Here is a 26,435-nt window from a genome sequence, read left to right as displayed (position 1 = left end):
TGTCAGCCCTGGTCGCCCGTTCTCACCGGCAACGCGTCCACGCCACGCGGTAACGCCGCCTTCGGCGCCGTGCGGGCGATGCCGGCCAGCGCCTGCTTGCGCCGGCGTCGGGCCTGCAATTGCTGATCCGCCAACACGCCGATCAGAATCACCGTTCCCATCACCGCGAAGTTCAGGGAATTGGGGATGCCCAGGATATTCACCAGGTTCTGCAGCACCTGCAGCAGCGCAGTCCCCAGCACGATACCGAGAATAGAACCCTCGCCGCCGCGCAAACTGCAGCCGCCCAGCACGGCAGCCGCGATCGCGTAGAGCTCATAGAAATTGCCGAAGGAGCTCGGAGACACCGAGTTCGTGTAGAACACGAACAGCACCGTCGCAACTCCGGCCAGCCCACCACTGATGATGTAGGCAGTTGCGATCACGAGATTCGTGTTGATGCCTGAGAAGCGCGCCGCCTCCTCGTTCTTGCCGACGGCATAAAGCCAGCGTCCGTAGACTGAGCGGTGCAGCACCACGCCGAGGACGATCGCAAGGATGATCAGGAGGATGAAGGTGTTCGGGATGCCCGCCACTGCATGGCCGGAGGCAAGGTTGCTCAGGGTCGCAGCCTCGTCACCGTAGCCGAAGCCGCGTGTCGAGTCGGTCGTGTAGTAGCGGGCGGCGCCGCGATAGATCAGCAGCCCGCACAGCGTCACGATGAAGGGCTGCATCTTCAGCCGCGTGATCAGGACCCCCTGAATGGCTCCCAGCACCAGTCCGCCCAGCAACACAGCCAGCAGCGCCAAGGGCCAGGGAACCTGGTACGTCGTCAGAAGATCGACGAAGACGACACCGAGCAGCGCGAACATCGAGCCGAGCGAAAGGTCGATGCCGCCGGTGATGATCACGAGCCCTTCGCCGAGCGCAAACACACCGAACAGGCCGATCAGATTGGCCAGGTTCAGCAGGTTCACCACCGACAGGAAGGCCGGATTGATCATGCCCGTGATGACGGAAATCACCACGAGCAGCAGGCCGAGGCCAAGTTCTTTCTTGTTCATTGTGCAGCGGCTTCCACGGTTTCCAGCGCCTGGCCTATTGCAAGCCGCAGCACGTTGTATTCGCTGAATTGCGGGCGCTCCAGCATACCGCTGACTCTTCCCTCATGCATCACCGCGACCCGGTCGGAGACGCCGATGACCTCCTCCATGTCCGAGGAGATCATGACGATCGCGACGCCCTGATCGGCGAGTTCGCGCATCAGCGCATAGATCTCGCTCTTGGCACCGACATCGATGCCGCGGGTCGGCTCGTCGAAAAACATCACGCGCGGCTTCATGGAGAGCCACTTGCCCAGCACGACCTTCTGCTGGTTGCCGCCGGAGAGGGTCACGGCCTCCATGTCGACGCTCGGCACCTTGATGGAGAGCCGCCTGACCTGCTCCTTCGCGACATTGCGCTCGGACGCGCCGTTGACCAGCCACATCCGCGCGTAATTCAGCAGGCTCGCCAGTGTCACGTTCTCGCGGATCGGCAGCTCCAGCACGAGCCCGGTTTTCTTGCGGTCCTCCGGCACCAGATAGATGCCTTGCCTGATCGCGTCCCGGGGCGATGCGACATCGACCGGCGCGTTGTCGATCCTGATCTCGCCACCCAGCACCGGATCGATGCCGAAAGCCGCACGGGCCAGCGACGTACGACCGGCGCCCACCAGTCCTGCCAGTCCGAGGATCTCGCCATGCCGCACGGAAAGATCGATCTGCCGGTCGGGGAAGGCTGACGTCACGAGGCCGACGATGTCGCAGCCGCCCGGCTGGGGCGGCCGTTTCGGCGGCGTATGCAGCGTTTTCAGGTCACGGCCGATCATCAGCCTGATCATTGCGGCATGGCTGAGCTGGTCTCGCGCCAGCTCTCCTACCGTGCGCCCGTCGCGCAGCACCACGACGCGGTCGGCACAGGTCATGATCTCGCCGAGCCGGTGGGAGATATAGATCACTGAGACGCCGTGAGCCTTCAGGTCGGCAATCACCTCCAGCAGCCGCTCGGTCTCCGAAATCGTCAGGCTGGAGGTCGGCTCGTCCATGATGATCACGCGGGCGTCGATCGAAAGCGCCTTGGCGATCTCCACCATCTGACGTTCGGCGATCGACAGATTGTCGACCAGCGTGTCAGGGCCGAAATCAGCGCCCAGCCGCTGCAGCAGCGGCGTCACGCGGGCGCGCATCTGCGTGCTGTCCACCAGCTTCAGCGGGCCGCCGACGAGCTTCTCGCGTCCGATGAAGACGTTCGCGGCGACGTCGAGATTCTCGAACAGGTTCAGTTCCTGATGCACGAAGGCGATGCCGGTCTGCGTCGCTTCGTTCACGGTCAATTGGGCATGGTCGGTGCCACCGATGCGGATCACGCCCGCGCTCGGCGCGATCACGCCGCCCAGCACGCGCATCAACGTCGACTTGCCGGCGCCGTTCTCGCCGATCAGGCCCAACACCTCGCCGCGGTGCACGCGCAGGCTGACATCGTTGAGGGCCATGACCCCGGGATAGGATTTGCTGATCCCGGCGAGTTCGAACAGGATTTCCGCCATTCACTTCCTCCCAAACGACGCCCGACGGCCATGGCCGCCGGACGTCGAAAGGTGCTGAGGGTCACTTCTTCAGCAGATCCTTCATTTTAGCGGTGAACTCCGCGACGTTGGTCTTGCTGATCACCTGGGTCGGCACGATCAGCTTGCTGTCGGCCGGAATCCAGGACTTGTCGCCGTTCAGCGTCTTGATGATGTTGGTGGCGGAGAGATAGCCGAATTCGAACGGCTGCTGCACCACGGTCGACTCGATCGTGCCGTCGGCAATTCCCCGCAGCGTGCGCTGATCCTCGTCGAAGCCGACGATCTTCACCTTGCCGGCCTTGCCCGCCGCTTTGACCGCATCATAGATCAGCGGTGTCTCGTAGCTCCAAAGGCCGGACAGCAGCGCAATGTCGGGATATTTGACGAGCACGTTCTCCATGTTCGCCTTGGCCTTGGCGGAGTCTACCTGGTCGGTGAACACGTCGACCAGCTCGATCTTGGTACCGGCGATCGCTTCCTTGATACCCTGCACCCGCTCGCGGGCGTTGTCCGCGTCCATCGTGCCGACGAACAGCGCGATCTTGCCGCCGCTCGGCAGCGCCTTCTTGAACTCCTCGCCCGCTTGCCGCCCGGCCGCGACGTTGTCGGTGCCGATATAGGCGAGACGCTTGCTCTGCGGCGCGTCGCTGTCCGTCGTGATCAAGATGGTCTGGGACGCGACCTTGTTGAGCTCTTCGGTTGCGTGCGGCGCATCGTCGACCGAGATGGAGATGCCGGCGACGCCGCGCACCAGCAGGTCGTCCAGCTCGCGCCGCTGACCCGCCGCGGTCGCATCGTTGGTGACGATCAACTGGATATCGTATTCCGGGTGCTCCTTCTGAGCCTTCTCGAGCCCGCGGCCGGCGATGACCCAGAAATCGGCCGCGGCATTGGTCACCAGCGCGATGGTCTTCTTCTGCTGGGCCTGCGCCTCACCCGTAGCAAACGCGAACGCCGCGGCGGTCGCGAGCAACGGCACTAGAAGTTTCTTCATTGATCCGTTCATGGTTACCTCCCTTTGGTCACCCCGGATGCGGGGCTTTACAGCGCTTTTGCGCTCTATTTTATTCACGCAGCGAAGAAATGTTGCAGAGCAGAACATCGAAATCAAGATGCACTGGTCGTTTCTTCAAGCGGAAATAGTACATGAGGCGTGATATTAGTAAATATGCCTCGCCATTGCGCAGTGCGCGCTATGCTTCTCTAATTACACCGCAGCAATAGGCGCTTATTAAATTCATGCCCTGAATTAAATAGGACAGCATGACTGACCAGACTGAGTTGCCGAGACGAATTTCCGGCACGGCCCGTGGCTCGAACCGGGGCCGCCTGGTGGAAGTCCTGCGACGTCACGGGCCATTGCCGCGTGTGGAGCTGGCCCGGAGCACGGGACTGAGCTTCCCGGCCGTGTCCGGCCTGACGTCCAGGCTGATCGCGGAAGAATTGCTGTGCGAGACCGAGACCCCGGTACCCCCATGGTCCGACGACCCCGACGACGAGGATCCCGATGGGCTGAATGGCCGCCGCCGTGGCCGGCCGGCCGTGCTGCTGACCCTGAACCCGGAATTCGGCCGCATCATCGCGGTCTCGCTGCGCATGAATCTGATCGAGACGCTGATTGCGGATTTCAGCGGCTCCAGCCTGGCGCAATCACGCCGCGAAATCGCGACGCGGGCGCTCGATGCGGGCGCGTTGTGCGATCTCGTGATCACGCAAATCAATGCGATGCTGGAGGCGACGGCCACACCGCGCCATCGGCTGCTGGGAATAGGGATTGCCCTCCAGGGTATCGTGAACGCGGACACTGGCCGGCATCTGTGGAGCCCGGTGCTGTCCGTCACCGACATCGATCTGGCGAAGCCGGTGCGTCAGGCATTCGGCACCGAAGTCGTGATGGCGAATGATGCCGTCGCGGTTGCGCTCGCTCTCGCCGCCGCGGAGCCGTCACTGGCGCAGGGCCTCATGGCCACGATCCTGATCGGTCACGGCGTCGGCATGGGCATCGTGGTCGACGGTGAAGCGCGGCTTGGCGCCGGCGCCGGCAGCGAGATCGGCCATACCAAATTGGGATCGAACGGGCCGCAATGCCGCTGCGGCCAGCGCGGCTGCATCGAGGCCCATCTCGCCGACTATGCGCTCTACCGCGACGCCCGCACCTTTCTCGACTTGCCGCCAGCGGCGTCGCAGCAGCCTTCCGAGGCGCAAATGGCCCTGCTGCACGAGCGCGCACGGAGCGGTGATCCCCGTCTCGAGCACGTCTTCCAGCAGGCCGGCCGCGCGCTTGCCGAGGCGGTCGCGGCAACGATATCCGTGCTGCGCCCACACCATGTCGTCCTGGCAGGGCCCGGCCTGCAGGCGTTCGACATGATGCGCGCAGCCTATGAGGAGCGGCTGGAGCAAGCGGTCTTGCCATGGCTGCTCAAGTCCACGACGATCCATCTGCGTCCAAGCGAGTCGGCGGCCATCGTCGATGGCATGATGCGACGGACGCTGCGGGTCGTTGACCAGAACCACATGGACGCAACAGAATAAGCAACGATCCCCGCCGATCATGAAGGCGATCCTGCGTGCAGGCGGCCTTGTTCCCCCATGCGTCAGAACGGTGACTTCAAGCTATGACGACGACAGACACGCCATCCGCCATTCCCGCAACGGGATATCGCCTTCGGCTTCCCGGCCCCACTGAAGTGCCCGAACGGGTGCGACAGGCCACAGCACGGGTGATCGTCAATCATCGTGGTCCCGAGTGCAAAACCGCGATCGGCGAGACCGAGGAGATGATCCGTCCGGTCCTCGGCACGACAAATCGCGTCATGTTCTTTGCGAGCTCCGGAACCGGCGTCATGGAGGCTGCCCTCGTCAACGTGGTCGGGCCGGATAGCCAGATCCTCGTGATCGAGCATGGCCAGTTCGGCGAACGCTTCACCTCGATCGCCAAGGCCATGAACATCTCGGTCGACACCGTTGCGACCGAGTGGGGCCAGGCCATCGATGTTGCCGCGGTCGAGGCTCGCCTGCGCGAGCGCAGCTATCGCGCCATCGTCGTCGTCCACAACGAGAGCTCGACCGGAATGGTGGCCGATCTTGCGGCGCTCGGCGCGCTGGTGCGCGACCGGCCCACGCTGCTGATCGCGGATTCCGTCAGCGGCCTCGGCGGCATCGCGATGCGGCAGGACGAATGGGGCGTCGATATCGTCGTCTCGGCCTCGCAGAAGGCGCTGATGTGCCCGCCGGGCCTTTCCCTTGCCAGCGTGAGCCCCAAGGCGTGGCGCGTGATCGAGCAGGACGAGCGACGATCGGTGTTCTTCTGGGATTTCCGCCGGGCGCTGAAGTCTATTGAACTGAACGAGACTCCGTTCACGGCGCCGGTCAGCCTTCTCTATGGCCTGCGTGAATCCCTGACCATGATGCACGAGGAAGGCCTCCCGAACGTGCTCGTGCGCCATGAGCAATTGTCCGGTGCGCTGCGCGCCGGCGGCGCGGCGCTCGGGCTTGCGGATTTTTGCGAGCGCGGACCGCGCTCGAGCACCGTCGTCGTCTTCAGGGTGCCTGACGGGCTCGAGGGCGGCACGATCGTGCGGCGGCTCTACCAAGATCATCGCACGGTAATCGCGGGAGCACGCAACCGTCTCTCCGGCCGCGTCATCCGGTTTGGCACGATGGGGGCCTTCAGCGCCGCAACCATCCTGACCGACCTGCTTCATCTCGAAGACGTCTTGACCAAGCTCGGCCTCCCGGTCGAAGCTGGTGCCGGGCTCAAGGCGGCGACCGAACATCTCGCCAGAACCAAATAAGCAACAACAGAACCGAAAAGGCGAACACGATGAGAACTCCGGCCTCGATCCTTGCCCGCGGCGTCGCGCTGGCGGTCTCGCTCCTTGCGGCCGGATTGGCCTCTGCCGAGCAGCATGTCGTGCTCTATTCGGCCAACGACGGCACCGTGAACAAGCTCGTCGCCGACGGCTTTGCCAAGGCGACCGGAATCAAGCTCGACGTGGTGTCGACCGGATCGGGCGTGCTGGTCCGTCGCATCACGTCCGAGGCCGCCAATCCGCAAGGCGACGTGATCTGGGGCGTCAGCGCGACGATCCTGCGGCTGGCGAGCCCGTATCTCCAGGCCTACCCGGCCAAGGACCGCGACGCCGTGCCGGCGCAGTTTCGGGATCCAAAGGACCTCTGGCTCGGCACCAACATCCAGGTCGTCGTGATCGGAGAGAACACCAAGGCGATCGACAAGGACAGCGGGCCGAAATCCTGGGCCGATCTCCTTGACCCGAAACTGAAGGGCAAACTCGCCTTCACCGACCCCAGCAATTCCGGGTTCTCATATGCGGCCGCCACACTGCTTCTGTCGCATTGGGGAGAAGGCGATGCAGCCTGGACCAAGATGGGCCAGCTGCTTGCGAACGCAAAAGTGCTCAATCGCTCGACGCAGGTCTTCGAAGGCGTCGGCAGCGGCGAATATCCGCTCGGCATCACGCTGGAATATGCCGGCTTCCTGTGGGCCCACAACGGCGCACCTGTGAACGTCGTCTATCCGGCCGAGGGCACGCACGCCGTCGTCGAGGGCGCGGGCATTCTGAAAGGCGGACCGAACGCTGAGGCGGCCAAGCAGCTCGTCGATTATCTCGCCAGCAAGGATGTGCAGGAGATGTTGCTGAAGGCGACATTCCGGCGGCCTGCGCGTCAGGATATCGATCTCGGCGCCGTCGCACCCGGCATGCTGCCCTTCTCGGCGATCAAGGTGCTGCCCTACGACGATGCCAAATGGGAAGCGGCGCGGCGTGACACTCTCGCGCGGCTGAAGACGACGATCCAGGATACGCGCTGATTTCATGACCGCGATCCGGATCGAACAGCTGACGCGCACCTTCGGCGCGGTGCGCGCGGTGGACAACATCTCGCTCGGTATCGCGCATGGCGAGCTGTTCACGCTGCTCGGGCCGTCGGGCTGCGGCAAGACGACGTTGTTGCGCATGATCGCCGGCTTCATCGAGGTTGAATCCGGATCGATTTCCTTCGGTGACCGGCGGCATCGATGGTCTGCCCGCGCATCGCCGCGACACCGGCATGGTGTTTCAGAACTACGCGATCTTTCCGAACCATACCGTGGCCGAAAATGTCGCCTACGGGCTGAAGGCGAGAAAAGTCCCGTCAGCCGACATCAAGTCGCGCGTCGACAAGGCGCTCGAGCGGGTGCGTCTTGCCGGCTATGGTCCGCGCTCGCCACATCAGCTCTCGGGCGGTCAGCTGCAGCGCGTGGCCATCGCCCGCGCCCTCGTCATCGAGCCCGCGGTGCTCCTGTTCGACGAGCCGCTGTCCAATCTCGACGCGCAGCTGCGGACCGAGATGCGGATCGAGATCCGTCAATTGCAGCAGGCGCTCGGCCTGACCGCGATCTATGTGACGCATGACCAGGAGGAGGCGCTCGCCATTTCCGACCGCATCGCCGTCTTGCGGCACGGCAAGGTCGAGCAGGTCGACACACCCGAGCGCATCTACCGGATGCCGCAGACCGCCTTCGTGGCCGAGTTCCTCGGCTCGACCAATATGGTGCCGGGCGTCGCAAAAGCCTTCGACGGCCGCAACACCCAGGTCGCCGCCGCCGGAACCGAGTTCACGGTTCGGGGCGAGATCGCAGCACCAGGCGCACCGGTCCTGCTGTCACTCAGGCCGGAGGCCTTGCGGCTCGCCGACGACACCCCGACGGTCCTCGCGTTCAAGCGCGGCTGGCGTTGCGTGAATTTCTCGGCCCGGTGCAGCGTCTCCACGCGACTCTGCCGGACGGCACCCGGCTTCGGGTCTCGGCGCTCGGTGGCGCAGCGTTCGATGCCCTGCCCGGCGCGCCGCTCGTTCTTGCCTATGACCCCGCCCAGATCATTGCGTTCCCTGCGCCATGAAGCGCTTCGCCGCCATCGTGGCCCTGGGGTCCCTGGTGCTGCTCGCGGTTTTCCTGCTTTACCCGCTGGCGCTCGTGCTCGATGCGAGCATCCGGATCGACGGCACCGGCGCCTTCACCTTCGGCAACTACGCCGCGATCGTGAAGAGCCGCTATTATCTCGGCTCGATCGGCAACAGTCTGCTCGCGGCGGCGCTCGCAACAGGCCTTGCTTGCGCCATCGGCATCCCGCTCGCCTTCTGCCTCGCCCGGGTTGATGTGCCGGGCCGCGCGCTGCTGCTGACGCTGGCGTCGCTGCCGCTGGTGCTTCCCTCGTTCGTCAGCGCCTACGCTCTGGTACTATTGTTCGGCCATGCCGGCGTCGTCACCACGGCCCTGCGCGGGATCGGCATCCCGATCGGCTCGATCTACGGCATGCCCGGCATCGTGATCGTGTTCACGTTGACGCTCTATCCCTACGTGGTGATGCCTGTGCTGGCGGGCTTTCAGGCCGTCGATGCCTCGATGGAGGAGGCTGCGCGCAATCTCGGTGGCTCTCAGTCCTACGCCGTCCGCACCGTCCTGCTGCCGATCGTGATGCCGGCGATCCTGGCCGGCGGCCTCCTGGTCTTCATCGAGGCGCTGGAGAACTTTGGCGTGCCGGCGGTGCTGGCCGAAGACCGGCCGTTCCTGGCCGTCGACATCTTCAAGCTGTTCGCCGGCGAGTCCGATGCCAACCCGGCGGCAGCGGGCGCACTCAGCGTGCTCCTGATCGCCTGCACCGCGCTCGCGCTGCTCGTTCAGCGCCACTATCTCGGCAAGCGCCGCTTCTCGACCAGCGCGCGCAGCGCGCCCGCAAAACTATCGCTGACACCGGGATTGCGGCTCGCTGCAGCGATCATGAGCTGGGGCATCGTGATCGTCTCGCTGCTGCCCTTCGCCGCCGTGTTGATGGTTTCGGTCCTGCGCTTCCGCGGCCCCGTCCTGACCTGGGAGCTGGGACTGGACAATTACGACACGCTTCTCTCCGGCTCCTACCGGCCGCTGCTCAACACGCTGACGCTTGCGAGCGTCGCGGCGATCGCGACCATGCTGATCGGTGCGCCGATCGGCTATGTCGTCGCCAGGCATCGCTCCCGCCTGTCAGGACTGCTCGACTTCGTCGGCATGGTGCCGTTTGCGGTCTCGGGCACGATCCTGGCGATCGGCCTGATCGTCGCCTTCAACAGCGGACCTCTCGTCCTGACCGGCGGCTGGCTGATCCTGGTGATCGCCTATGTCGTCCGCAAGCTGCCTTTCGCCATCCGGTCGTCCTCGGCGATCGTGCATCAGCTCGATCCGTCGCTCGAGGAGGCCTCGATCAATCTCGGGGTCTCGCCAAGCAAGACATTCGCAAGTCTGACGGTGCCGCTGATGGCGAGCGGTCTTGTCGGCGGCCTCGTGCTCGTCTGGATCACGGCCGCATCCGAGCTGAGCGCGACCATCGTGCTCTATTCGAGCCGTTGGGCGACCACGACCGTCGTCATGTATCACGCGATCGAAGGCACCGGCGCAGGCTTAGCTGCCGCCGCAGCCGCGGTCCTCATTCTCGTCACCGCGATCCCGTTGCTTCTCATCAACCGGCGCGTCAACAAGCAGGAAGCGACCGTCATATGACGGCAGGACAGGACGTTATGAACCAAGCAACCCGGACGCTCCCGAACTTTCGCAGCGACAATGTCGCGCCGGTCGCGCCTGAGATTCTCCAGGCGATCACTGAGGTCAATCGCGGGCCGGCCGCTTCCTACGGCGACGACGATTATTCGAAATTGCTGAACCAGCGTTTCTCGACGCTGTTCGAGACCGAGGTTACGGTTTTCCCCGTCGCGACCGGCACGGCAGCCAATGCCCTTTCGCTCGCGGCCTGCGCGCGACCCTATGGCGCGATCTACTGCCACGAAGAGGCGCATGTTCACACGGCGGAAGGCGGCGCGACCGAAGCCTTCACAGGCGGCGCGAAGCTCCTCACTCTGCCCGGCCCGAACTTTCGGATCGAGCCGGGGCTCCTGCGCCAGGCGCTCACCGGGACGGCCTGGGGCGTCCGCAATCGCTCGCAGCCCGACGCGGTGTCGATCACCCAGTCCAGCGAATTCGGCACCGTCTACTCTCTCGCCGAGATCGCGGAGATCAGTGCAATCGCCCGCGACAAGAATCTGTCTGTTCACATGGATGGCGCCCGCTTCGCCAACGCCCTGGCGCGGCTCGGCTGCAGCCCGGCGGAGATGACCTGGCGCTCCGGCGTCGACATCCTGTCCTTTGGCGCGACCAAGAACGGGGCTATGTCGGCGGATGCGATCGTGGTCTTCGACCGAGACCTCGTCGAACCCCTGTCCTATCGGCTTCGCCGCGCCGGCCAGACCTGGTCGAAGATGCGCTATGCGTCTGCACAGCTGCTCGCCTACGTCGAGGGCGGCCTTTATCTGCGGCTCGCGACCAAGGCCAATGCCGTGGCTGCGCGTCTTGGAGCGGGTCTCGCCGCACTGCCCGGCGTTTGGCTCGTTGCGCCGGTGGAAGCCAATCTGGTTTTCATCAACCTGCCTGTCTTGGCCATCAACCGGCTCGCTGCGGCCGGCTTGCCATTCGCGCGACGCGGCCAGGACGTCATCCGCTTCGTGACCCACTTCGACAGCACCGATCAGGAAGCCGACGAGGTCATTGCGCTCGTCCTTGATGCGACGAGCGGAGGCTGAGCGTGGTAAGCCGCCGCCTCGGTTCAAATGCCAGACCTCGCGATTCTCGCGGCCCGATTGTATCATCCGCGCATGAGAGAACCCGGCACCGTGGAAGGCGACACAGTACGCGTTCGCAAGATCATCCATATCGACATGGATGCCTTCTACGCATCGGTGGAACAGCGCGACAATCCGGAGCTGCGTGGCAAGCCCGTCGCTGTCGGCGGTTCGGCCGAGCGCGGCGTGGTTGCCGCGGCGAGCTATGAAGCGCGCAAATTCGGCGTTCGTTCGGCGATGGCATCGGTGACCGCGAAGCGGCAATGTCCCGACCTGATCTTCGTGAGGCCGCGCTTCGAGGTCTACAAAGCGATCAGCCGGCAAATCCGCGAGATTTTTGCCGAGCACACCGAGATCATCGAGCCCCTGTCGCTCGACGAGGCCTATCTCGACGTGACGGAGAACCTGCAAGGCATTCCGCTCGCGCGCGACATCGCGCTGCGGATCCGCGAGAAGATCAAGGCCGAGACCGGCCTCAACGCGTCGGCGGGCATTTCCTACAACAAGTTCCTGGCCAAGCTCGCCTCCGATCACCGCAAGCCCAACGGTCAGTTCGTGATCTCCCCCGAGATGGGACCCGCCTTTGTGGAAACGCTGCCCGTCGGCAAGTTCCACGGGATCGGGCCGGCGACAGGTGCGAAGATGAACGCCCTCGGCCTGTTCACCGGTCTCGACATCCGCAACCAGACGCTCGAGTTCATGAACGCGAATTTCGGCAAGTCGGGCGCCTATTACTACTGGATCTCGCGCGGTGTCGACGAACGACCGGTGCGCGCCAACCGGATTCGCAAATCCATCGGCGCCGAGACCACGTTCTCGACCGACCTTTTGGAATTCAACGCGCTGGTCGTCGAGCTTCGTCCCCTCGTCGACAAGGTCTGGCGCCATTGCGAGACGATCGGCAGCCGCGGCCGCACCGTCACCTTGAAGATCAAGTTCGCCGACTTCGAGATCATCACACGCAGCAGGTCTCTCCTCGCGCCGGTCACAGGTCGCGACGAACTGGAGCGCCTCGCCTGCGGCCTGCTCGAAGTCGAGATGCCGTTGCCCAAGCGCGTCAGGCTGCTGGGTGTATCGCTGTCGTCCCTTCAGCTCGGAGACGATGCGGAGCCGCAACTGACCTTTGGCATCTGATCCGAACCGGGATGGCCTGATCAACTATTTCGGGGCACGGAACGCTGGCTGGGGCGGGAGGGATCGAACCTCCGAATAGCCGAACCACGACCTGTTTGATTGTTCGACGATTTCAATCCGCATTTGGAAAAAGCGGCGTGCGGCACCCGCCCTTTTCTCGCCGCCATCGTCGTTCAGGAACGCGCAGGGGGCGGGCTCCTCCAGGGGGCAGTTCCTGAGGGTTCCGTGATCATCCAACGTTTAGTGCAACACGAAGTGATTGCGTCCCGCCGTGCGCTCCTTGGCGGGCTTGCGTCCTCAGCCTGCGTTGTCGCGCTGGGCGGATGCGCCAGCTTGGGTGCTACCGGCGCACGCTACGACGCTTCGTCGCTCTCGGTCGACCCTACGTTGCTCGTCGTAACCACGCGCAAGCCAGTGAACGGCGGCCGGTCGAAGCCGTGGTTCGGGCCAGAGCGGGCTTCTACGATGACCGTCGCACGAGCGAAGCTCGTGCCGCCTGGTGACAGCCGTTTCTCTCTGGCTGCAGCCGGACTTGGCGATTGGCGTCTTGATGGGGTCGAGCCGGTATCGGGCGATGTCGGCAGTCTTGTCGCGCAGGCCGGCGGCGGACCAGATGTTCTCATCTATGTGCACGGTTTCAAGCAGACGTTCGAGACAGCGGCGCTCGATGCTGCGCATCTCTCCGATGGCATCAGGTTCCGCGGCCAGACGATGGTATTCTCCTGGCCCTCGAAGGCTGGACTGTTCGACTATGCCTATGACCGCGACAGCGCAATGTGGTCCCGCGATGGCTTCGAACGCGTGCTGCAATCTGTCGTGACGAGTTCAAGCGCCGGCCGCGTCCACATCGTCGCGCACAGCATGGGAACCATGCTCACGCTCGAAAGCCTGCGCCAGCTCTACGCGCGATCTGGTGACGCCGTTGCGGGCAAGATCGGTGCCGTGGTGTTCGCCGCGCCGGACATCGACATGGACGTGTTCTCGTCGTCGATCAACCGCATCGGTCCGCTTTCGCGCAAGATCACCGTCATCGCCGCAACAAACGACCGCGCGCTGGCATTGTCGGGGCAAATCGCTGGTGGGATGACAAGGGTCGGCGCTGCCGAGAAGACCGCCATCGAAGGGCTCGGGGTGCGCGTGGTCGATGCGTCCGAGGCAGGCTGGGGCGTTATCAACCACGACCTGTTCCTGTCGAATGCGGAGGTGCGCCAGGTGATACGGCGCTCGATTGATAGCGTGGCCGCGTGAATCCGCCGTGGCCGCGGTTCGTCGGCACGGCGTGTTTGCTCTGACGCATGCGCGAGGTTGGGGCTAGCTCTGACAGCCCGTTGACAGGTTCAATGCCTTGAACAAGCCATCGAAGACGCCTGACCGGCAGGGCTTGACCTCCGCGACTGGTTTGGCGCGCTTGGCATTCGCAATTGCCTTGGACGTTCCCTGCGCGGGCCGAGGTCTAGGCAGCATGACCGCGAATTTTCCTTCGCTTGCGGTGCGCTGGTGTGGCTCGATGATCTTCAAAGGCTCTTGCGCAACAGTCGCCGTTTGATCCGGCCGAGGCATCGGTTCGCTCAAGGCGACCGCCTGCGGAGGCGCCTCAGATTGCATGTGCGGGGTTTCGAGCCGGTCTGCCGTCGTCAGCGTATCGGCTGAGACGCGTAACCCGACGGTCGCCTGAACGGGCGGCGCGTTCACGGGCTTTGTCATGCGCGGCGCTGTCTCAAGCTCCATCATCGCGAGTGTACCGAAGCCAACGAGGATGAGAGCCGCCTTCATCTGATTTCACGCTTCCCGAACGAGACGCCTCGTTCAAAGCCGAAAAATAAGCTCGCGAAAATCGGAGACCAATTGCAGACATCCAATAAGGCGGCTTGGCGGCAGAACTGAACCAGCCGGCGCGCCCACGGGACAAGATCAGAGACAGGGTTAACGCGGGTCATGCGAACTGGCCTCTTGTGCGGAGTGCTCGCTGTCGCCCACCGACTGGCACCTGAGGCCCCGCTCGAGCTTGCAACGTGCTAATCTGAGGCGGCACTCAGCCCGGACGGTGCACCGTGACCGATGGTCGTCACCCGGCATGGACCGAGGAAAGCCGCTTTCGCGGTGCGCTCGACGATGTGATTATCATCCCGCTTGTTGTTGTCGCGCTCGCCACGAACAAGATCCTGCGTTTCGTTCTTTCGATCTTGATGCGGATGCTTGACTACGCCTTCCCTTTTGCAATGCAGATTGTCTGGCTTCCGCTCTTCGCGGCCAGGTTTGTCGGCGATGCCATCGTTACTGTCATCGATGGCGCGGTGCGCTTCCTTCCCCTGTCCGCCGCGAAGCGTCGACAGTGGGGTAGATCGATTCGCCGAAACTGGTCGTGGTTCCGGCGGAAGATCAGCTATCGAACGTTCGAACATGCTGTGCATGATGCGTTTGAAGGCGGCATGGCATGGGTGTTCAGAACCTGCCGGCATCTCACGCCGAACGCCGCATTGCTCGTGATCCTGTGCGCGGTCCTTTGGCTGCCGATCTCTTTCGGTGCGGCAACGGCGATGCACGCGATATTGCTTGCCAAGGTCACGTCCTGGCCAGCCTGGATGCAACTCCTGCATCCGCTCGCAACGGTCATCGCGAAGAGCAAGCTTCTGGTGCTACCGGTCTATCCGGCAGCCTGGCCGCAGGCCAGAAAACATCCCTTCGTTCAGCTCGTCTTCAGGGGCTACGACATCATCAAGCGCGTGCATGTGATCAGGAAGGTCGGCCTTCGCTATCGGCAGGCAGAGATCGCCGGGATCGCGGCGGTTGAGAGGCTCGAGCGCATTGCCGGCCTCACGTCGGCGGTGAGGTGGTTACGCGAGGCGCATGTCGCAGAGCATCTCGGCGTCGAGAAGCCCACTCAGGAATTGCGTTCGTTCTTCGCGCGATGGTCCATCAAGTTCTCGGCTGAATATTACGAAGCAAAGGAACGGCAAGCCTCAGCGGTCCCATCACCAAACAGCAGCAAACCGCAAAGGCCGAGTTGAGAAGGCAATTTGACGAGCAATATCAGCTGGCTGGGGCGGGAGGGATCGAACCTCCGAATGGCGGAATCAAAATCCGCTGCCTTACCGCTTGGCTACGCCCCATCAGGCGACGAGGGGAACGGCGGACGAACCGGCCCCCGCAGATTCCCTCTGGTCGCAGCCGGTCTATAGGGTGCGGCGCGGCATTTCAACCGCCTGGAGGGGCAAAATACCGCGGGGCCGGGGCCGGTCCGGCCACACTCTATTATAGGCTCGATCCCCGCTCGATCCCTGCCCGGCCCCGGCCCTCCCGCCCATTGAGACCTCCGGCGTTTCATGGGAATACGGCGCCAAACCTGTCCTCGGGAGTGAGCCATGACCTACCGCGCGCCGATCTCTGACATGCTGCTGTCGCTCAACCATGGCGCCGGCCTCAAGGCCGCCCTGGAAGCCGGCCATTACGGCGATTTCGACGCCGACATCGTCTCCGCGGTGCTGGAAGAAGCCGGCAAGTTCGCGACCGACGTGCTGGCGCCGCTCAACAAGGTCGGCGACGAGCACGGCATCAAGCTCGACGACGGCAAGGTCACGACCGCGCCGGGCTGGCCGGATGCCTACAAGCGCTGGACCGAGGGCGGCTGGAATGCAGTCTCGGGGCCGGAGGATTTCGGCGGCCAAGGCCTGCCGACCGCGATCAACGCCGCCTGCACCGAGATCTGGAGCGCCTCGAATCTCGCCTTCGGCCTCTGCCCGCTGCTGACGGCGTCCGCGATCGAGGCGCTTGATGCACATGGCAGCGAAGAGCTGAAGAAAATCTATCTCGAAAAGCTCGTCACCGGCGAATGGACCGGCACGATGCAGCTCACCGAGTCGCAAGCGGGCTCCGACGTCGGCGCGCTGCGCACCCGCGCCGAGAAGCAGGCCGACGGCACCTATCGCATCAAGGGGACGAAGATCTTCATCACCTATGGCGAGCACGACATGACCGACAACATCGTGCATTTCGTGCTGGCGCGCCTGCCGGATGCGCCCGCCGGCACCAAGGGGATCTCGTTGTTCCTCGTGCCGAAGTTCATGGTCAATGAAGACGGCTCGCTCGGTGCCCGCAACGACATCTTTGCGAGTGGCGTCGAGCACAAGCTCGGCATGCATGCCTCGCCCACCTGCACCATGACCATGGGCGACCATGGCGGCGCGATCGGTTTCCTGATCGGCGAAGAGAACCAGGGCATGCGCTGCATGTTCACCATGATGAACCAGGCCCGCCTCGGCGTCGGCCTCGAGGGCGTCGGCGTCGCCGATCGCGCCTATCAGCAGGCGCTCGCCTACGCCCAGGAGCGCAAGCAGGGCCGCGCCATCGGCAAGAAGGGCGACGGGTCGGATGCGATCTTCGTGCATCCCGACGTCAAGCGCATGCTGATGCGGATGCGGGCTCAGACCGCGGCCGCGCGCACCATCTGCTATGCGACCGCGGTCGCGATCGACGTCTCGACGCGCGCGAAGGACCCCAAGGTTCGCGCCGATGCTGCCGCCCGCGCGGCGTTATTGACGCCGATGGCGAAAGGCTATTCCACCGATATCGGCAACGAGGTCGCCTATCTCGGCGTGCAGGTGCATGGCGGCATGGGTTTTATCGAGGAGACCGGCGCCGCGCAGCATTATCGCGATGCCCGTATCACCGCGATCTATGAGGGCACCAACGGCATCCAGGCGATCGACCTCGTCACGCGCAAGCTCGCGGCAAACGGCGGTGCGGCGGTGTGGGCACTGCTCGACGAGCTTTCAGCCACCGTCAAGCAGGTCGAAGCCTCGAACGATCCCGCTTTCGGCACCACCGGCGTGAAGTTGCGCGAGGCGCTGGAGGCGCTGACGCGGACGAGCAAGTGGCTGCTGGAGCGCGTCACGTCTGCGCCGAACGAGGCGCTCGCCGGCGCGACGCCGTATTTGCAGCAGTTTGGCGCGACGCTCGGCGGCTGCATGCTGGCCTCCGAGGCGCTCGCCGCCAAGGCCGACGGCAACACGGAAGCGGCGCGCTACGTCTCGCTCGCGCGCTTCTTCGCCGAGAACATCACCGTGCAGGCGGGCGCGCTCGAGCGCACCGTGACGGAGAGCGCGGAGTCGGTCGCGGCGGCGGATGCGGTTTTGCTGGGGTAAGGCGACCTTCTCGCTGTCGTTCCCCGCGAAGGCGGGGAATCCAGTACGCCGCGGCTTCTCAATGAACCGCAAGCGTCTCGGAGTACTGGATCGCCCGATCAAGTCGGGCGATGACACTGAATGTGTAGGGCGCGCTGCGCTCCCTCCGGGCTACGAAGCTGCCACCTCGGCCCTTTTTCCCGGCCGCCACAGCACGATGCCGGCCGCGACGACGTCGAGCACCACGCACATCGCAAACGCCATCGTGTAATCACCGCTCACGCTGCGCACGAGGCCGATGATGCCTGGGCCGAAGGCGCTGACGATGCCGCTGATCGACGTCCCCAGCCCCATCGCAGCCGCGAAAGCGGAGCTGCCGATCTCACGCTGGATGATGAGGGGCGGAAACGTGATCATGTTGCCGATCGAGAAGCCATAGACGGCGCAGCACAAGAGCAGCACGGTCGGGCTCTGGCTTTGCAGGAGAACGAGCAGCGCCGCCGCCTGGCTCGTCATCGACGCCGCGCAGGCGAGCCGCGGATCGAGCCGGTCGACGAACAGGCCCAGCGACAGCCGGCCGACCACCGCCATCGCCGCCATGATGGTGACCGCGAGGCCGGCACTGGCGCGGCCGATCAGCGGCTCGAGAAACGTCACCTGGTGGATGATGAATCCCATCTGCGCCAACAGCGCGATCGCGATCGGCAGCACCATGGTCCAGAATGACGCGTTGGCGAGCAGCTCCTTCCGCGAATGACGCGCGGCCTTGCCCCCGGAGACATTTGCCGCATCCGGCGACGCGTCGACCGGCCAGCTGGTGAAGACGACGACCACCGGCAGCACCAGCACCACCATCACGATTGTGGCCGCCAGCATGGCCGAGCGGAAACCGATGCTGCTGCTCAGCGCCAACAAGACCGGAACGAGGATGATGCCGCCGAAGGTGGCGCCGTTGAAGGCAAGGCTGAGCGCGAGCCCGCGGCGCCGCGCGAACCACGCGTTCAGCACGGTTGCGATCACCACCGAGCCCATGCCGGTCCAGCCGACCGACATCAGCGCATAGGCAAGATAGAGCTGCCAGGGCGCCTGCATCAGTCCCAGCAGCGCGGTCGATGCGCCAAGCGCCGTCAGCCCGCACAGGATCAGCGCCCGCAGCCCGATGCGGGCGAGCAGATCGTCGGTGAAGATGACGAGGACGGAGGTCAGCAGGAACGAGAAGGTGCTGGCCGCGGACACCAGCGTGCCGGGCCAGCCATGGGCGCGCTGGAGCTCGGCGAGGTAGACCCCCTGGCCGTAGAGGCCAAAGCCGAACATGAAGAAGGCCATCAGGAAGCAGGCCAGCACCACGCGCCAGCCGCGGTAGTGAACCGAGGATTCGTCAGCGCCTGTTGCGGCAATCATCGATCAAGTGTCGGCCTCATGGAACGAGACGGCTGATCGTGACGCACAACCACCGGTTTTTCAAATGAAACGTTGTAGCCATTTGTTGCAATGCGCAAAACGCCGCAGCATATGTGATGCAGCTTTCGCGCCACGGTTCCCGGACGAGCGCCATCACCGGACGGGTGTCATGCGACCGCTCGCGGGTTTCGCCGCCGAAATGGTCAACCGCAGGATTGGCACGCCTGAAGGATCATGTAGGCTCAGTATCGCAAGACTCGCCGACGGCAGGCGCCGCGGCGGCCGCAGGGAGTGTTCATGCCGACCGGCAATATCGTCGTCACCGAGGAGCGTGGAACGCGCGTCATCACCCTGCGCCGCCCGGGCAAGAAGAACGCGATCACCCAGGACATGTATCGCGAGATGAGCCGCGCGATCGACACGGCCCAGAACAACCCCGACATCCGCTGCATGATCATCACCGGCGGCTCCGGCGTGTTCACGGCCGGCGACGACATCGACGATTTCATGAAGGCCGACGCGTCGCGTCCGGAGACGCTGTCGGACGGCGTCAAATTCCTCTACTCGCTGGCCCTCAACGTCAAGCCGATCATCGCAGCCGTGGATGGCGCCTCGATCGGCATGGGCACCGTGATGCTGTTTCACTGCGACTACGTGCTTGCCTCCAACGCCGCGACCTTCTCGGCGCCTTACATCAATCTCGGGCTCGTGCCGGTCGGCGCGGCCAGCCTGCTGATGCCGAGCACCATGGGCTACCAGCGTGCCTTCGCCATGCTGGTGATGGGACGCAGCTTCACCGCCGCCGAGGCCCATGCCGCCGGCTTCGTCAACACCGTGGTGTCGCCGGGACATACCGAGGTCGAGGCCCGCAAGGTGGCGCGCGAGATCTGCCGGCTGCCGGCCGAGGCGGTCGCAATCTCGCGCAAATTGCTGCGCGCAGCCCCGGAACAGCTCAGCCGCCGCATCGACCAGGAAGGCCATTTGTTCAGCGAACGGTTGAAATCGGACGAGGCGGTCGCCGCGTTCAACGCGTTCGCGAACAGGAAGAAGAGGTAGGGACACGTCATTCCGGGGCGCGCGTAGCGCGAGCCGGGAATCCATCGAGCCGCAGGTTTAGTGGATGAATGGATTCCGGGCTCGCGACTTTGTCGCGCCCCGGAATGACGGTGAGAACTTTCGTGAAATCTTCGCGGGGAACGATTATTCTTGTTCCATGCGATACACCTCCCGCCTCATCATTGCCGCCCTCGCGCTCACCGCCCTGCCCGCCGCGGCCCAGACCGTGGCGCCCGTCGAGCTACGCATTCTCGCGATCAACGATTTCCACGGCAATCTCCGTCCGCCGCCAGGCGGCATCCGCATCAATGATCCCGAGGACAGAGCCAAGAAGGTAGCTGTCGCCGCCGGTGGCGCCGAGTACATGGCGACGCTGGTCAAGCAATTGCGCGAGGGGCACAAGAACACCATCTTCGTCGCCGCCGGCGATTTGATCGGGGCGAGCCCGTTCCTGTCGGCGATGTTTCACGACGAGCCGTCGATCGAATCGCTCTCGATGATGGGGCTCGCGATCACCTCGGTCGGCAATCACGAATTCGACGAGGGCAAGACCGAGCTGCTCAGGATGCAGAACGGCGGCTGCCATCCGGAAGACGGATGTCAGGGACCGCATCCGTTCACCGGCGCAAAATTCCGCTATCTCGCGGCCTCCACTATCGAGACCGCGACCGGCAAGAGCGTGTTGCCGCCTTACGAGATCAGGGAATTCGAGGGTATCCCGGTTGCCTTCATCGGGCTGACCTTGAAGGAGACCGCCGGCATCGTCTCGCCGTCGGGCATTGCCGGGCTCGAATTCCGCGACGAGGCCGAGACCGTGAACGCGCTGGTGCCGCAACTGAAAGCACGCGGCGTCGAGGCGATCGTCGTGCTGATCCACCAGGGCGGCGAACCCTCGGGCGACTACAACGAGTGCCCGGCGATCACGGGACCGATCGTCGACATCGTCAAGAAGTTCGACCGCGCCGTCGACGTCGTGGTCAGCGGCCACACCCATCGTGCCTATGTTTGCGACATCGACGGCAGGCTGGTCACCAGCGGCGACAAATACGGCACGCTCGTCACCGCAATCGATCTCGAGCTCGATCCGACAACACGCGACATCGTCGGCGCCAGGGCCGAGAACGTCATCGTCGCCAACGCCTCGCTGGCCAAGGATCCCGAACAGACTGCGCTGATTGACGCCTATGACAAGCTCTCGGCCCCGATTGCCAACCGGTCGGCCGGATCAGTGACGCAGACGCTGTCGCGCGTTCCGAACGACGCCGGCGAAAGCGCGCTCGGCGACGTCATCGCCGATGCACAGCTGGCCGCAACCGGGGACGTCAAGGATGGCAGCGCTGTCATCGCACTCACCAATCCCGGCGGTATCCGAACCGACATCATCCCAAAAGAAAATGGCGCGGTGTCCTACGGCGAGCTGTTCGCGAGCCAGCCATTCCGCAACCGCCTCGTCACGATGACGCTGACGGGCAGCCAGCTCAAGGACATGCTGGAGCAGCAATGGCTCGATCCGAAGCGGCCGCGGATCCTCCAGGTGTCGATCGGGTTCAGCTACAGCTGGGACGCATCAAAGCCGCTCGGCGAACGCGTGATCGCCGACAAGATGTCGCTCAACGGCAAGCCGATCGAGCCGGGTACCGGCTACCGCGTGACCGTCAACGATTACCTCGCCGTCGGCGGCGACGGCTTCACGATCGCGAAACAGGGCGCATCGCCGCAATATGGCGGCTATGATGCCGATGCGCTGTTTGCCTTCTTTAAGGCACATGGTCCGATCGGCCCGCTGCCGCCGACCCGCATACTCCGCGTGAATTGATGCGGATCAAACCTGGGCGGAACGGGACAGCCCTTTGCCATTCGCGGTGGAACGCATAGATTGGGTTTTGCATTGCGTTTTGGCGCCGGATGCGCCAAGCGACGTCGAGAGTTCGTTCCCTGTGAGGCCGACCTGATGAGCACGCTTCTCCTTTCCCACAAGGCCTGCCTCGACCACGTCACGCCGCCGGGACACCCTGAAAGACCCGACCGCCTGCGCGCGGTGGAGGAAGCGCTGTCGGTTGAGCGCTTCCAGTTCCTGGCGCGCGACCTGGCGCCGGAGGGCGATCTCGATCTCGTCACGCTGTGCCACAACGAGGATTACGTCACCGAGCTTCGTCACATCGCGCCGACCAGCGGCCAGGTCTATGTCGACGGCGACACCTCGATGTCCCCTGGCACGTGGGAAGCGGTGATGCGCGGCGTCGGCGGCGCGGTGGCTGCGACCGAAGCGGTGATGAACGGCGAGCACCGCAACGCCTTCGTCGCGGTGCGCCCGCCCGGCCATCACGCCGAGATCGGCAAGCCGATGGGCTTCTGCTTCTTCGACAATGTCGCGATCGCCGCGCGCCATGCGCAGCGCAAATACGGCATCAAGCGCGCGGCCATCGTCGATTTCGACGTGCACCACGGCAACGGCACCCAGGATATCTTCTGGTCGGACCCGACCGTGATGTACTGCTCGACGCATCAGATGCCGCTGTTTCCGGGCACCGGTGCCAAGGGCGAGCGCGGCGATCACGACACCATCGTCAACGCACCGCTCGCCTCGGAAGACGGCGGGCCCGAATTCCGCTCGGCGTTCGAGAATTTGATCCTGCCGCAACTCGAAAAGTTCAGCCCCGAATTGCTCATCATCTCCGCGGGCTTCGACGCGCATTACCGCGATCCGCTGGCCTCGCTGAATTTGCGTGCGGAGGACTATTCCTGGGTCACGCGCAAGCTGATGGATCTTGCCGACAGATCCGCCGGGGGCCGCGTTGTTTCTGTGCTCGAAGGCGGCTACGACCTGCAAGGACTGAAAGAATCTGTTACGGCGCATGTCGGCGCCCTGATGGGCGCTTAAGACAGACCCGCCACATTAAGCCCGCAAAACTCTGCTGTTTTGCACCAGAAGCGAATCGGGCAATCGGAAACGGATATGGCCGAAAATACCCAAGTCGACGTCTCCCGGCTCACCTTCGAGCGCGCGATCGAGGAACTCGAAACGATCGTGAAGCGACTCGAGGACGGCAAGGTGCCGCTCGAGGAATCCGTCACGATCTACGAGCGCGGCGAAGCGCTGAAGCGCCGCTGCGAGGAACTTTTGCGCCAGGCCGAGGCGCGCGTCGACAAGATCACCACCGATGCCAGCGGCCAGGCCACCGGCACCGCGCCGCTGGACGTACAGTAAAGGGCGCCGCCCCAAAGCTGCCCATCTCGAGCATCGCCCACCTGCATTATTTCAAGATCGCACGCCGCTAACTCCGTTCACGGGCCGGGTGGCCGGGCACCAGAATTGACGAGTTCCCTCGCCGGTGCGTTTTGGCCCAGCGAATCCCGCTAAAATCCCTGTCCTTCGCCCAAAAATCCTGCCAAGGAACCGGGCAGGATTGGAACTTCCCCTCCGGCGCCGCGATTAACCAAATTGGCCCGCCGGTTGCACCTGCATACCCGTAATCGGTTGGGCGGGTTGGCTTTGGCCCAAGCTTTGGTGTAAAGCTGCGCGGAGTGTGGCTTTTTGTTAGCTTTGACGTGGGGACCGATTTCCGACGACAAGCGCTTCAAATTGCTGATGAAATTGGCTGGGACGGACGAAGCCGATCTTCGTGACAGGGGTCACAGAGACTGAACCGGTGCGCACTTAAGCTCACCTAAGCTTGAACAAGGGGCCCTGCCCCATGCAGGTGGCTCCGAACGGTTTGAGGACTCGCGCTGCGCCGACATTGTGCAAACCCATCGCGCACCGGAACGATCTTTCCGGCGCTGACAAATTGGAAATCGCCGTGAACGCATACAGTAAAACGCCGCTTCTCGACACCATCCGGACGCCGGACGACCTGCGCAAGCTCAAGGTCGAGCAGGTTCGCCAGGTCGCCGACGAGCTGCGTCAGGAGACCATCGATGCCGTCTCGGTGACCGGCGGTCACTTCGGCGCGGGTCTCGGCGTGGTCGAGCTCACCACCGCGATCCACTACGTCTTCGACACGCCGCGCGATCGGCTGATCTGGGATGTTGGCCATCAGGCCTATCCGCACAAGATCCTCACCGGACGCCGCGACCGCATCCGCACGCTGCGCACCGGCGGCGGCCTGTCCGGCTTCACCAAGCGCAGCGAGAGCGATTACGATCCGTTCGGCGCCGCGCATTCCTCGACCTCGATTTCCGCCGGTCTCGGCATGGCCGTCGCGCGCGACCTCGCCGGCGGCAAGAACAACGTTATCGCAGTGATCGGTGACGGTGCGATGTCGGCGGGCATGGCCTACGAGGCCATGAACAACGCGGGCGCCATGAACTCGCGCCTGATCGTCATCCTCAACGACAACGACATGTCGATCGCGCCGCCGGTCGGCGCCATGAGCGCCTATCTGTCGCGCCTCTACTCCGGCAAGACCTATCGCACGCTGCGCGATGCGGCCAAGCAGATCAACAAGCGCCTGCCGAAAATCCTCGCCAACCGCGCCAACCGCGTCGAGGAATATTCCCGCGGCTTCATGATGGACGGCGGCACGCTGTTCGAAGAGCTCGGCTTCTATTACGTCGGCCCGATCGACGGCCATAACCTCGACCATCTGCTGCCCGTGCTGAAGAACGTGCGCGATATGGAGACCGGCCCGATACTGGTCCACGTCGTGACGCAGAAGGGCAAAGGCTACGGCCCGGCGGAAGCGTCCGCCGACAAGTATCACGCCGTCGTCAAGTTCGACGTCGCCACCGGCACCCAGGCGAAGGCCAAGCCGAACGCGCCGGCCTACCAGAACGTGTTCGGCCAGAGCCTCGTCAAGGAAGCGCAGAAGGACGACAAGATCGTCGCCATCACCGCGGCGATGCCGTCGGGCACCGGCGTCGACATCTTCAACAAGGCGTTCCCGGACCGCACCTTCGACGTCGGCATCGCCGAGCAGCACGCGGTGACCTTTGCCGCCGGTCTTGCGACCGAAGGCTACAAGCCGTTCTGCGCGATCTACTCGACCTTCCTGCAGCGCGGCTACGACCAGATCGTCCATGACGTCGCGATCCAGAGCCTGCCCGTGCGCTTCGCCATCGACCGCGCCGGCCTGGTCGGCGCCGACGGTGCGACGCATGCTGGCTCGTTCGACAACGCCTATCTCGGCTGCCTGCCGAACATGGTGATCATGGCAGCGGCCGATGAAGCCGACATGGTGCACATGGTTGCGACCCAGGTCGCGATCAACGACCGCCCGAGCGCGCTGCGCTATCCGCGCGGCGAAGGCCGCGGCATCGAGATGCCGGACGTCGGCGTTCCCCTCGAGATCGGCAAGGGCCGCATGATCCGTCAGGGCAGCAAGATCGCCCTGCTCTCCTTCGGCACGCGTCTGGCCGAATGCGAGAAGGCAGCCGACGAGCTCGCCGCCCACGGCCTCTCGACTTCGATCGCCGACGCCCGTTTCATGAAGCCGCTCGACACCGAGCTGGTGCTCAAGCTCGCCCGTGACCACGACGTGCTGATCACAGTGGAAGAGGGCTCGGTCGGCGGCTTCGGCTCCCATGTCGCGCAGTTCCTGACCGATCAGGGCGTGCTCGACACCGGCATGGTCAAGTTCCGCACGATGGTCCTGCCCGACGTGTTCCAGGATCACGACACGCCGGCCGCGATGTACGGCCGCGCCGGTCTCGACGCCAAGGGCATCGTCGCCAAGGTGTTCGAGGCGCTCGGCAAGGACGTCAAGACCGAGACGGTCAAGCTCGCCTGAGCTGGTTCACCTCTCCCGCTTGCGGGAGAGGTCGGATCGCGAAGCGATCCGGGTGAGGGCTTTCTCCTCTTGGGGTTCTCAATTGAGGAGACACCCTCTCCCCAGCCCTCCCCCGCAGGCGGGGGAGGGAGCGCAGCTTTCGCCGCGGTTCGCAGCTCTCCTGAATTTCTTCGAAACAGTCACCCATGAAGATCTATCTGGCAGGTCCCGACGTGTTCCTGCCGGATGCGGTTGAGATCGGCCGGCGGAAGGCCGCGATCTGCGCTGCCCATGGCCTCACCGGCCTCTATCCCCTCGACAATGCCATCGACCTCACCGCGCCTGATGCGTCGCGGCAGATCTTTTGCGGCAACGAGGCCATGATGGACGCGGCCGACGCCATCATCGCCAATCTCACCCCGTTCCGTGGCGCCGGTGCCGATCCCGGCACCGTCTACGAGCTCGGCTACATGGCCGGCCGCCGCAAGTTTTGCCTGGCCTATTCCAACGATCCCGCCACCTATGCCGATCGTGTCGGTCGCTCCATGCACGTTACCTCCGAGGACGGGCGGCTGGTCGACGCACAGGGGCTGACGGTCGAGGATTTTGGCCTTGTCGACAATCTCATGATGATCCATGCGCTGGAGCTGCATGGCTGCCCGCTGGTGACGCCGGCAGAGCCGCCGACCGACGTCTGGCACGATCTCGCCGCGTTCGAGACTTGCGTCCGGATGGCGGCCGCGCGATTGATCGTACCATAAGCGCAAATCCTCTTTCGGAGAG

21 protein-coding genes, 1 tRNA gene and 1 pseudogene are annotated in these 26,435 nt (G+C 64.3%); 17 read left to right on the top strand and 6 right to left on the bottom strand.

Features of this window, described 5'->3' with window-relative positions; genetic code table 11:
• Positions 1 to 2 precede the first annotated feature (2 nt).
• From V1280_RS39995 to V1280_RS39985, 3 genes are all read right to left on the bottom strand, one after another.
• On the bottom strand, positions 3 to 1,043 hold the full coding sequence (locus tag V1280_RS39995; RefSeq protein ID WP_334536143.1) for an ABC transporter permease: 1,041 nt from the start codon (positions 1,041 to 1,043) through the stop codon (positions 3 to 5).
• Complete coding sequence (locus V1280_RS39990) at positions 1,040 to 2,566, bottom strand: sugar ABC transporter ATP-binding protein (protein ID WP_334536141.1); 1,527 nt, start codon at positions 2,564 to 2,566, stop codon at positions 1,040 to 1,042. The genes V1280_RS39995 and V1280_RS39990 overlap by 4 nt, the downstream gene beginning before the upstream one ends.
• 61 nt (positions 2,567 to 2,627) lie before the next feature.
• Entirely contained in the window at positions 2,628 to 3,593 is a 966-nt protein-coding gene (locus V1280_RS39985) for a sugar-binding protein (protein WP_334536139.1), read from the bottom strand.
• A gap of 257 nt (positions 3,594 to 3,850) precedes the next feature.
• Between V1280_RS39985 and V1280_RS39980 the strand changes: the two genes are divergently transcribed.
• The 9 genes and pseudogenes from V1280_RS39980 (at position 3,851) to V1280_RS39945 (ending at position 13,615) form a co-directional block, all read left to right on the top strand.
• Positions 3,851 to 5,119, top strand: a complete 1,269-nt coding sequence (locus tag V1280_RS39980) for an ROK family protein (protein ID WP_334536137.1) — start codon at positions 3,851 to 3,853, stop codon at positions 5,117 to 5,119.
• Between the two features lie 83 nt (positions 5,120 to 5,202).
• Complete coding sequence (locus V1280_RS39975) at positions 5,203 to 6,381, top strand: pyridoxal-phosphate-dependent aminotransferase family protein (RefSeq protein ID WP_334536135.1); 1,179 nt, start codon at positions 5,203 to 5,205, stop codon at positions 6,379 to 6,381.
• A gap of 29 nt (positions 6,382 to 6,410) precedes the next feature.
• Positions 6,411 to 7,418 (top strand): extracellular solute-binding protein, encoded by a 1,008-nt coding sequence (locus tag V1280_RS39970; RefSeq protein ID WP_334536133.1) that lies wholly within the window; start codon positions 6,411 to 6,413, stop codon positions 7,416 to 7,418.
• A 4-nt stretch (positions 7,419 to 7,422) separates the two neighbouring features.
• Positions 7,423 to 7,846: pseudogene (locus tag V1280_RS46960) on the top strand (ABC transporter ATP-binding protein); the annotation flags it as partial.
• A gap of 497 nt (positions 7,847 to 8,343) precedes the next feature.
• Positions 8,344 to 8,487, top strand: coding sequence for a hypothetical protein (locus V1280_RS46955; protein WP_442895266.1), 144 nt, complete (start codon positions 8,344 to 8,346; stop codon positions 8,485 to 8,487).
• Positions 8,488 to 8,522: 35 nt separating this feature from the next.
• Positions 8,523 to 10,121 carry an ABC transporter permease gene (locus tag V1280_RS39960; protein ID WP_442895192.1) on the top strand — a complete coding sequence of 533 codons (1,599 nt, stop codon included), beginning with the start codon at positions 8,523 to 8,525 and terminating at the stop codon, positions 10,119 to 10,121.
• 17 nt (positions 10,122 to 10,138) lie between these two features.
• A complete protein-coding gene (locus V1280_RS39955) occupies positions 10,139 to 11,194 on the top strand; it encodes a threonine aldolase family protein (protein WP_334536130.1) in 1,056 nt (351 codons plus the stop codon).
• Positions 11,195 to 11,266: 72 nt separating this feature from the next.
• Entirely contained in the window at positions 11,267 to 12,367 is a 1,101-nt protein-coding gene (dinB, locus tag V1280_RS39950) for a DNA polymerase IV (protein WP_334536129.1), read from the top strand.
• Positions 12,368 to 12,622: 255 nt separating this feature from the next.
• On the top strand, positions 12,623 to 13,615 hold the full coding sequence (locus V1280_RS39945; protein ID WP_442895265.1) for an alpha/beta hydrolase: 993 nt from the start codon (positions 12,623 to 12,625) through the stop codon (positions 13,613 to 13,615).
• A gap of 63 nt (positions 13,616 to 13,678) precedes the next feature.
• On the opposite strand, the gene V1280_RS39940 is transcribed toward V1280_RS39945, so the two are convergent.
• Complete coding sequence (locus V1280_RS39940) at positions 13,679 to 14,140, bottom strand: hypothetical protein (protein ID WP_334536127.1); 462 nt, start codon at positions 14,138 to 14,140, stop codon at positions 13,679 to 13,681.
• A gap of 278 nt (positions 14,141 to 14,418) precedes the next feature.
• Here V1280_RS39940 and V1280_RS39935 point away from each other — a divergent pair, with 278 nt between their 5' ends.
• Positions 14,419 to 15,375: a hypothetical protein gene (locus tag V1280_RS39935; RefSeq protein ID WP_334536126.1), complete on the top strand. Its 957-nt coding sequence runs from the start codon at positions 14,419 to 14,421 to the stop codon at positions 15,373 to 15,375.
• 27 nt (positions 15,376 to 15,402) lie between these two features.
• On the opposite strand, the gene V1280_RS39930 is transcribed toward V1280_RS39935, so the two are convergent.
• A tRNA-Gln gene (locus V1280_RS39930) sits at positions 15,403 to 15,477 on the bottom strand.
• Between the two features lie 252 nt (positions 15,478 to 15,729).
• On the opposite strand from V1280_RS39930, the gene V1280_RS39925 reads away from it, so the two are divergent.
• Positions 15,730 to 17,508 carry an acyl-CoA dehydrogenase gene (locus V1280_RS39925; RefSeq protein ID WP_334536124.1) on the top strand — a complete coding sequence of 593 codons (1,779 nt, stop codon included), beginning with the start codon at positions 15,730 to 15,732 and terminating at the stop codon, positions 17,506 to 17,508.
• A gap of 150 nt (positions 17,509 to 17,658) precedes the next feature.
• Here V1280_RS39925 and V1280_RS39920 read toward each other — a convergent pair whose 3' ends face one another.
• Positions 17,659 to 18,888 (bottom strand): MFS transporter, encoded by a 1,230-nt coding sequence (locus V1280_RS39920; RefSeq protein ID WP_334536122.1) that lies wholly within the window; start codon positions 18,886 to 18,888, stop codon positions 17,659 to 17,661.
• A gap of 297 nt (positions 18,889 to 19,185) precedes the next feature.
• Between V1280_RS39920 and V1280_RS39915 the strand changes: the two genes are divergently transcribed.
• The 6 genes from V1280_RS39915 (at position 19,186) to V1280_RS39890 (ending at position 26,413) form a co-directional block, all read left to right on the top strand.
• Entirely contained in the window at positions 19,186 to 19,944 is a 759-nt protein-coding gene (locus tag V1280_RS39915) for an enoyl-CoA hydratase-related protein (protein ID WP_334536121.1), read from the top strand.
• A gap of 157 nt (positions 19,945 to 20,101) precedes the next feature.
• Entirely contained in the window at positions 20,102 to 21,760 is a 1,659-nt protein-coding gene (locus tag V1280_RS39910; protein WP_334536119.1) for a bifunctional metallophosphatase/5'-nucleotidase, read from the top strand.
• Between the two features lie 135 nt (positions 21,761 to 21,895).
• The gene (locus V1280_RS39905) at positions 21,896 to 22,825 is read left to right on the top strand and encodes a histone deacetylase family protein (RefSeq protein WP_334536118.1); all 930 of its coding nucleotides are present in this window, start codon (positions 21,896 to 21,898) and stop codon (positions 22,823 to 22,825) included.
• A gap of 75 nt (positions 22,826 to 22,900) precedes the next feature.
• Entirely contained in the window at positions 22,901 to 23,152 is a 252-nt protein-coding gene (locus V1280_RS39900; protein WP_008132970.1) for an exodeoxyribonuclease VII small subunit, read from the top strand.
• A gap of 592 nt (positions 23,153 to 23,744) precedes the next feature.
• A complete protein-coding gene (dxs, locus tag V1280_RS39895; protein ID WP_334536117.1) occupies positions 23,745 to 25,673 on the top strand; it encodes a 1-deoxy-D-xylulose-5-phosphate synthase in 1,929 nt (642 codons plus the stop codon).
• Between the two features lie 185 nt (positions 25,674 to 25,858).
• A complete protein-coding gene (locus tag V1280_RS39890) occupies positions 25,859 to 26,413 on the top strand; it encodes a nucleoside 2-deoxyribosyltransferase (RefSeq protein WP_334536116.1) in 555 nt (184 codons plus the stop codon).
• Positions 26,414 to 26,435: the final 22 nt, after the last annotated feature.

This window comes from Bradyrhizobium sp. AZCC 2230, from assembly GCF_036924495.1.
In the GTDB taxonomy this organism is placed as follows: domain Bacteria; phylum Pseudomonadota; class Alphaproteobacteria; order Rhizobiales; family Xanthobacteraceae; genus Bradyrhizobium; species Bradyrhizobium rifense.
The sequence above is the reverse complement of the archived record's forward strand: the minus strand, read 5'-3'. Positions and strand labels throughout refer to the sequence as shown.

Excerpts from the sequence above, each read along its gene's own strand:
- V1280_RS39995 (WP_334536143.1), bottom strand. The coding sequence starts at position 1,043 with ATGAACAAGAAAGAACTTGGCCTCGGCCTGCTGCTCGTGGTGATTTCC.
- V1280_RS39990 (WP_334536141.1), bottom strand. The coding sequence starts at position 2,566 with ATGGCGGAAATCCTGTTCGAACTCGCCGGGATCAGCAAATCCTATCCC.
- V1280_RS39985 (WP_334536139.1), bottom strand. The coding sequence starts at position 3,593 with ATGAACGGATCAATGAAGAAACTTCTAGTGCCGTTGCTCGCGACCGCC.
- V1280_RS39980 (WP_334536137.1), top strand. The coding sequence starts at position 3,851 with ATGACTGACCAGACTGAGTTGCCGAGACGAATTTCCGGCACGGCCCGT.
- V1280_RS39975 (WP_334536135.1), top strand. The coding sequence starts at position 5,203 with ATGACGACGACAGACACGCCATCCGCCATTCCCGCAACGGGATATCGC.
- V1280_RS39970 (WP_334536133.1), top strand. The coding sequence starts at position 6,411 with ATGAGAACTCCGGCCTCGATCCTTGCCCGCGGCGTCGCGCTGGCGGTC.
- V1280_RS39955 (WP_334536130.1), top strand. The coding sequence starts at position 10,139 with ATGAACCAAGCAACCCGGACGCTCCCGAACTTTCGCAGCGACAATGTC.
- dinB (WP_334536129.1), top strand. The coding sequence starts at position 11,267 with ATGAGAGAACCCGGCACCGTGGAAGGCGACACAGTACGCGTTCGCAAG.
- V1280_RS39940 (WP_334536127.1), bottom strand. The coding sequence starts at position 14,140 with ATGAAGGCGGCTCTCATCCTCGTTGGCTTCGGTACACTCGCGATGATG.
- V1280_RS39925 (WP_334536124.1), top strand. The coding sequence starts at position 15,730 with ATGACCTACCGCGCGCCGATCTCTGACATGCTGCTGTCGCTCAACCAT.
- V1280_RS39920 (WP_334536122.1), bottom strand. The coding sequence starts at position 18,888 with ATGATTGCCGCAACAGGCGCTGACGAATCCTCGGTTCACTACCGCGGC.
- V1280_RS39915 (WP_334536121.1), top strand. The coding sequence starts at position 19,186 with ATGCCGACCGGCAATATCGTCGTCACCGAGGAGCGTGGAACGCGCGTC.
- V1280_RS39910 (WP_334536119.1), top strand. The coding sequence starts at position 20,102 with ATGCGATACACCTCCCGCCTCATCATTGCCGCCCTCGCGCTCACCGCC.
- V1280_RS39905 (WP_334536118.1), top strand. The coding sequence starts at position 21,896 with ATGAGCACGCTTCTCCTTTCCCACAAGGCCTGCCTCGACCACGTCACG.
- V1280_RS39900 (WP_008132970.1), top strand. The coding sequence starts at position 22,901 with ATGGCCGAAAATACCCAAGTCGACGTCTCCCGGCTCACCTTCGAGCGC.
- V1280_RS39890 (WP_334536116.1), top strand. The coding sequence starts at position 25,859 with ATGAAGATCTATCTGGCAGGTCCCGACGTGTTCCTGCCGGATGCGGTT.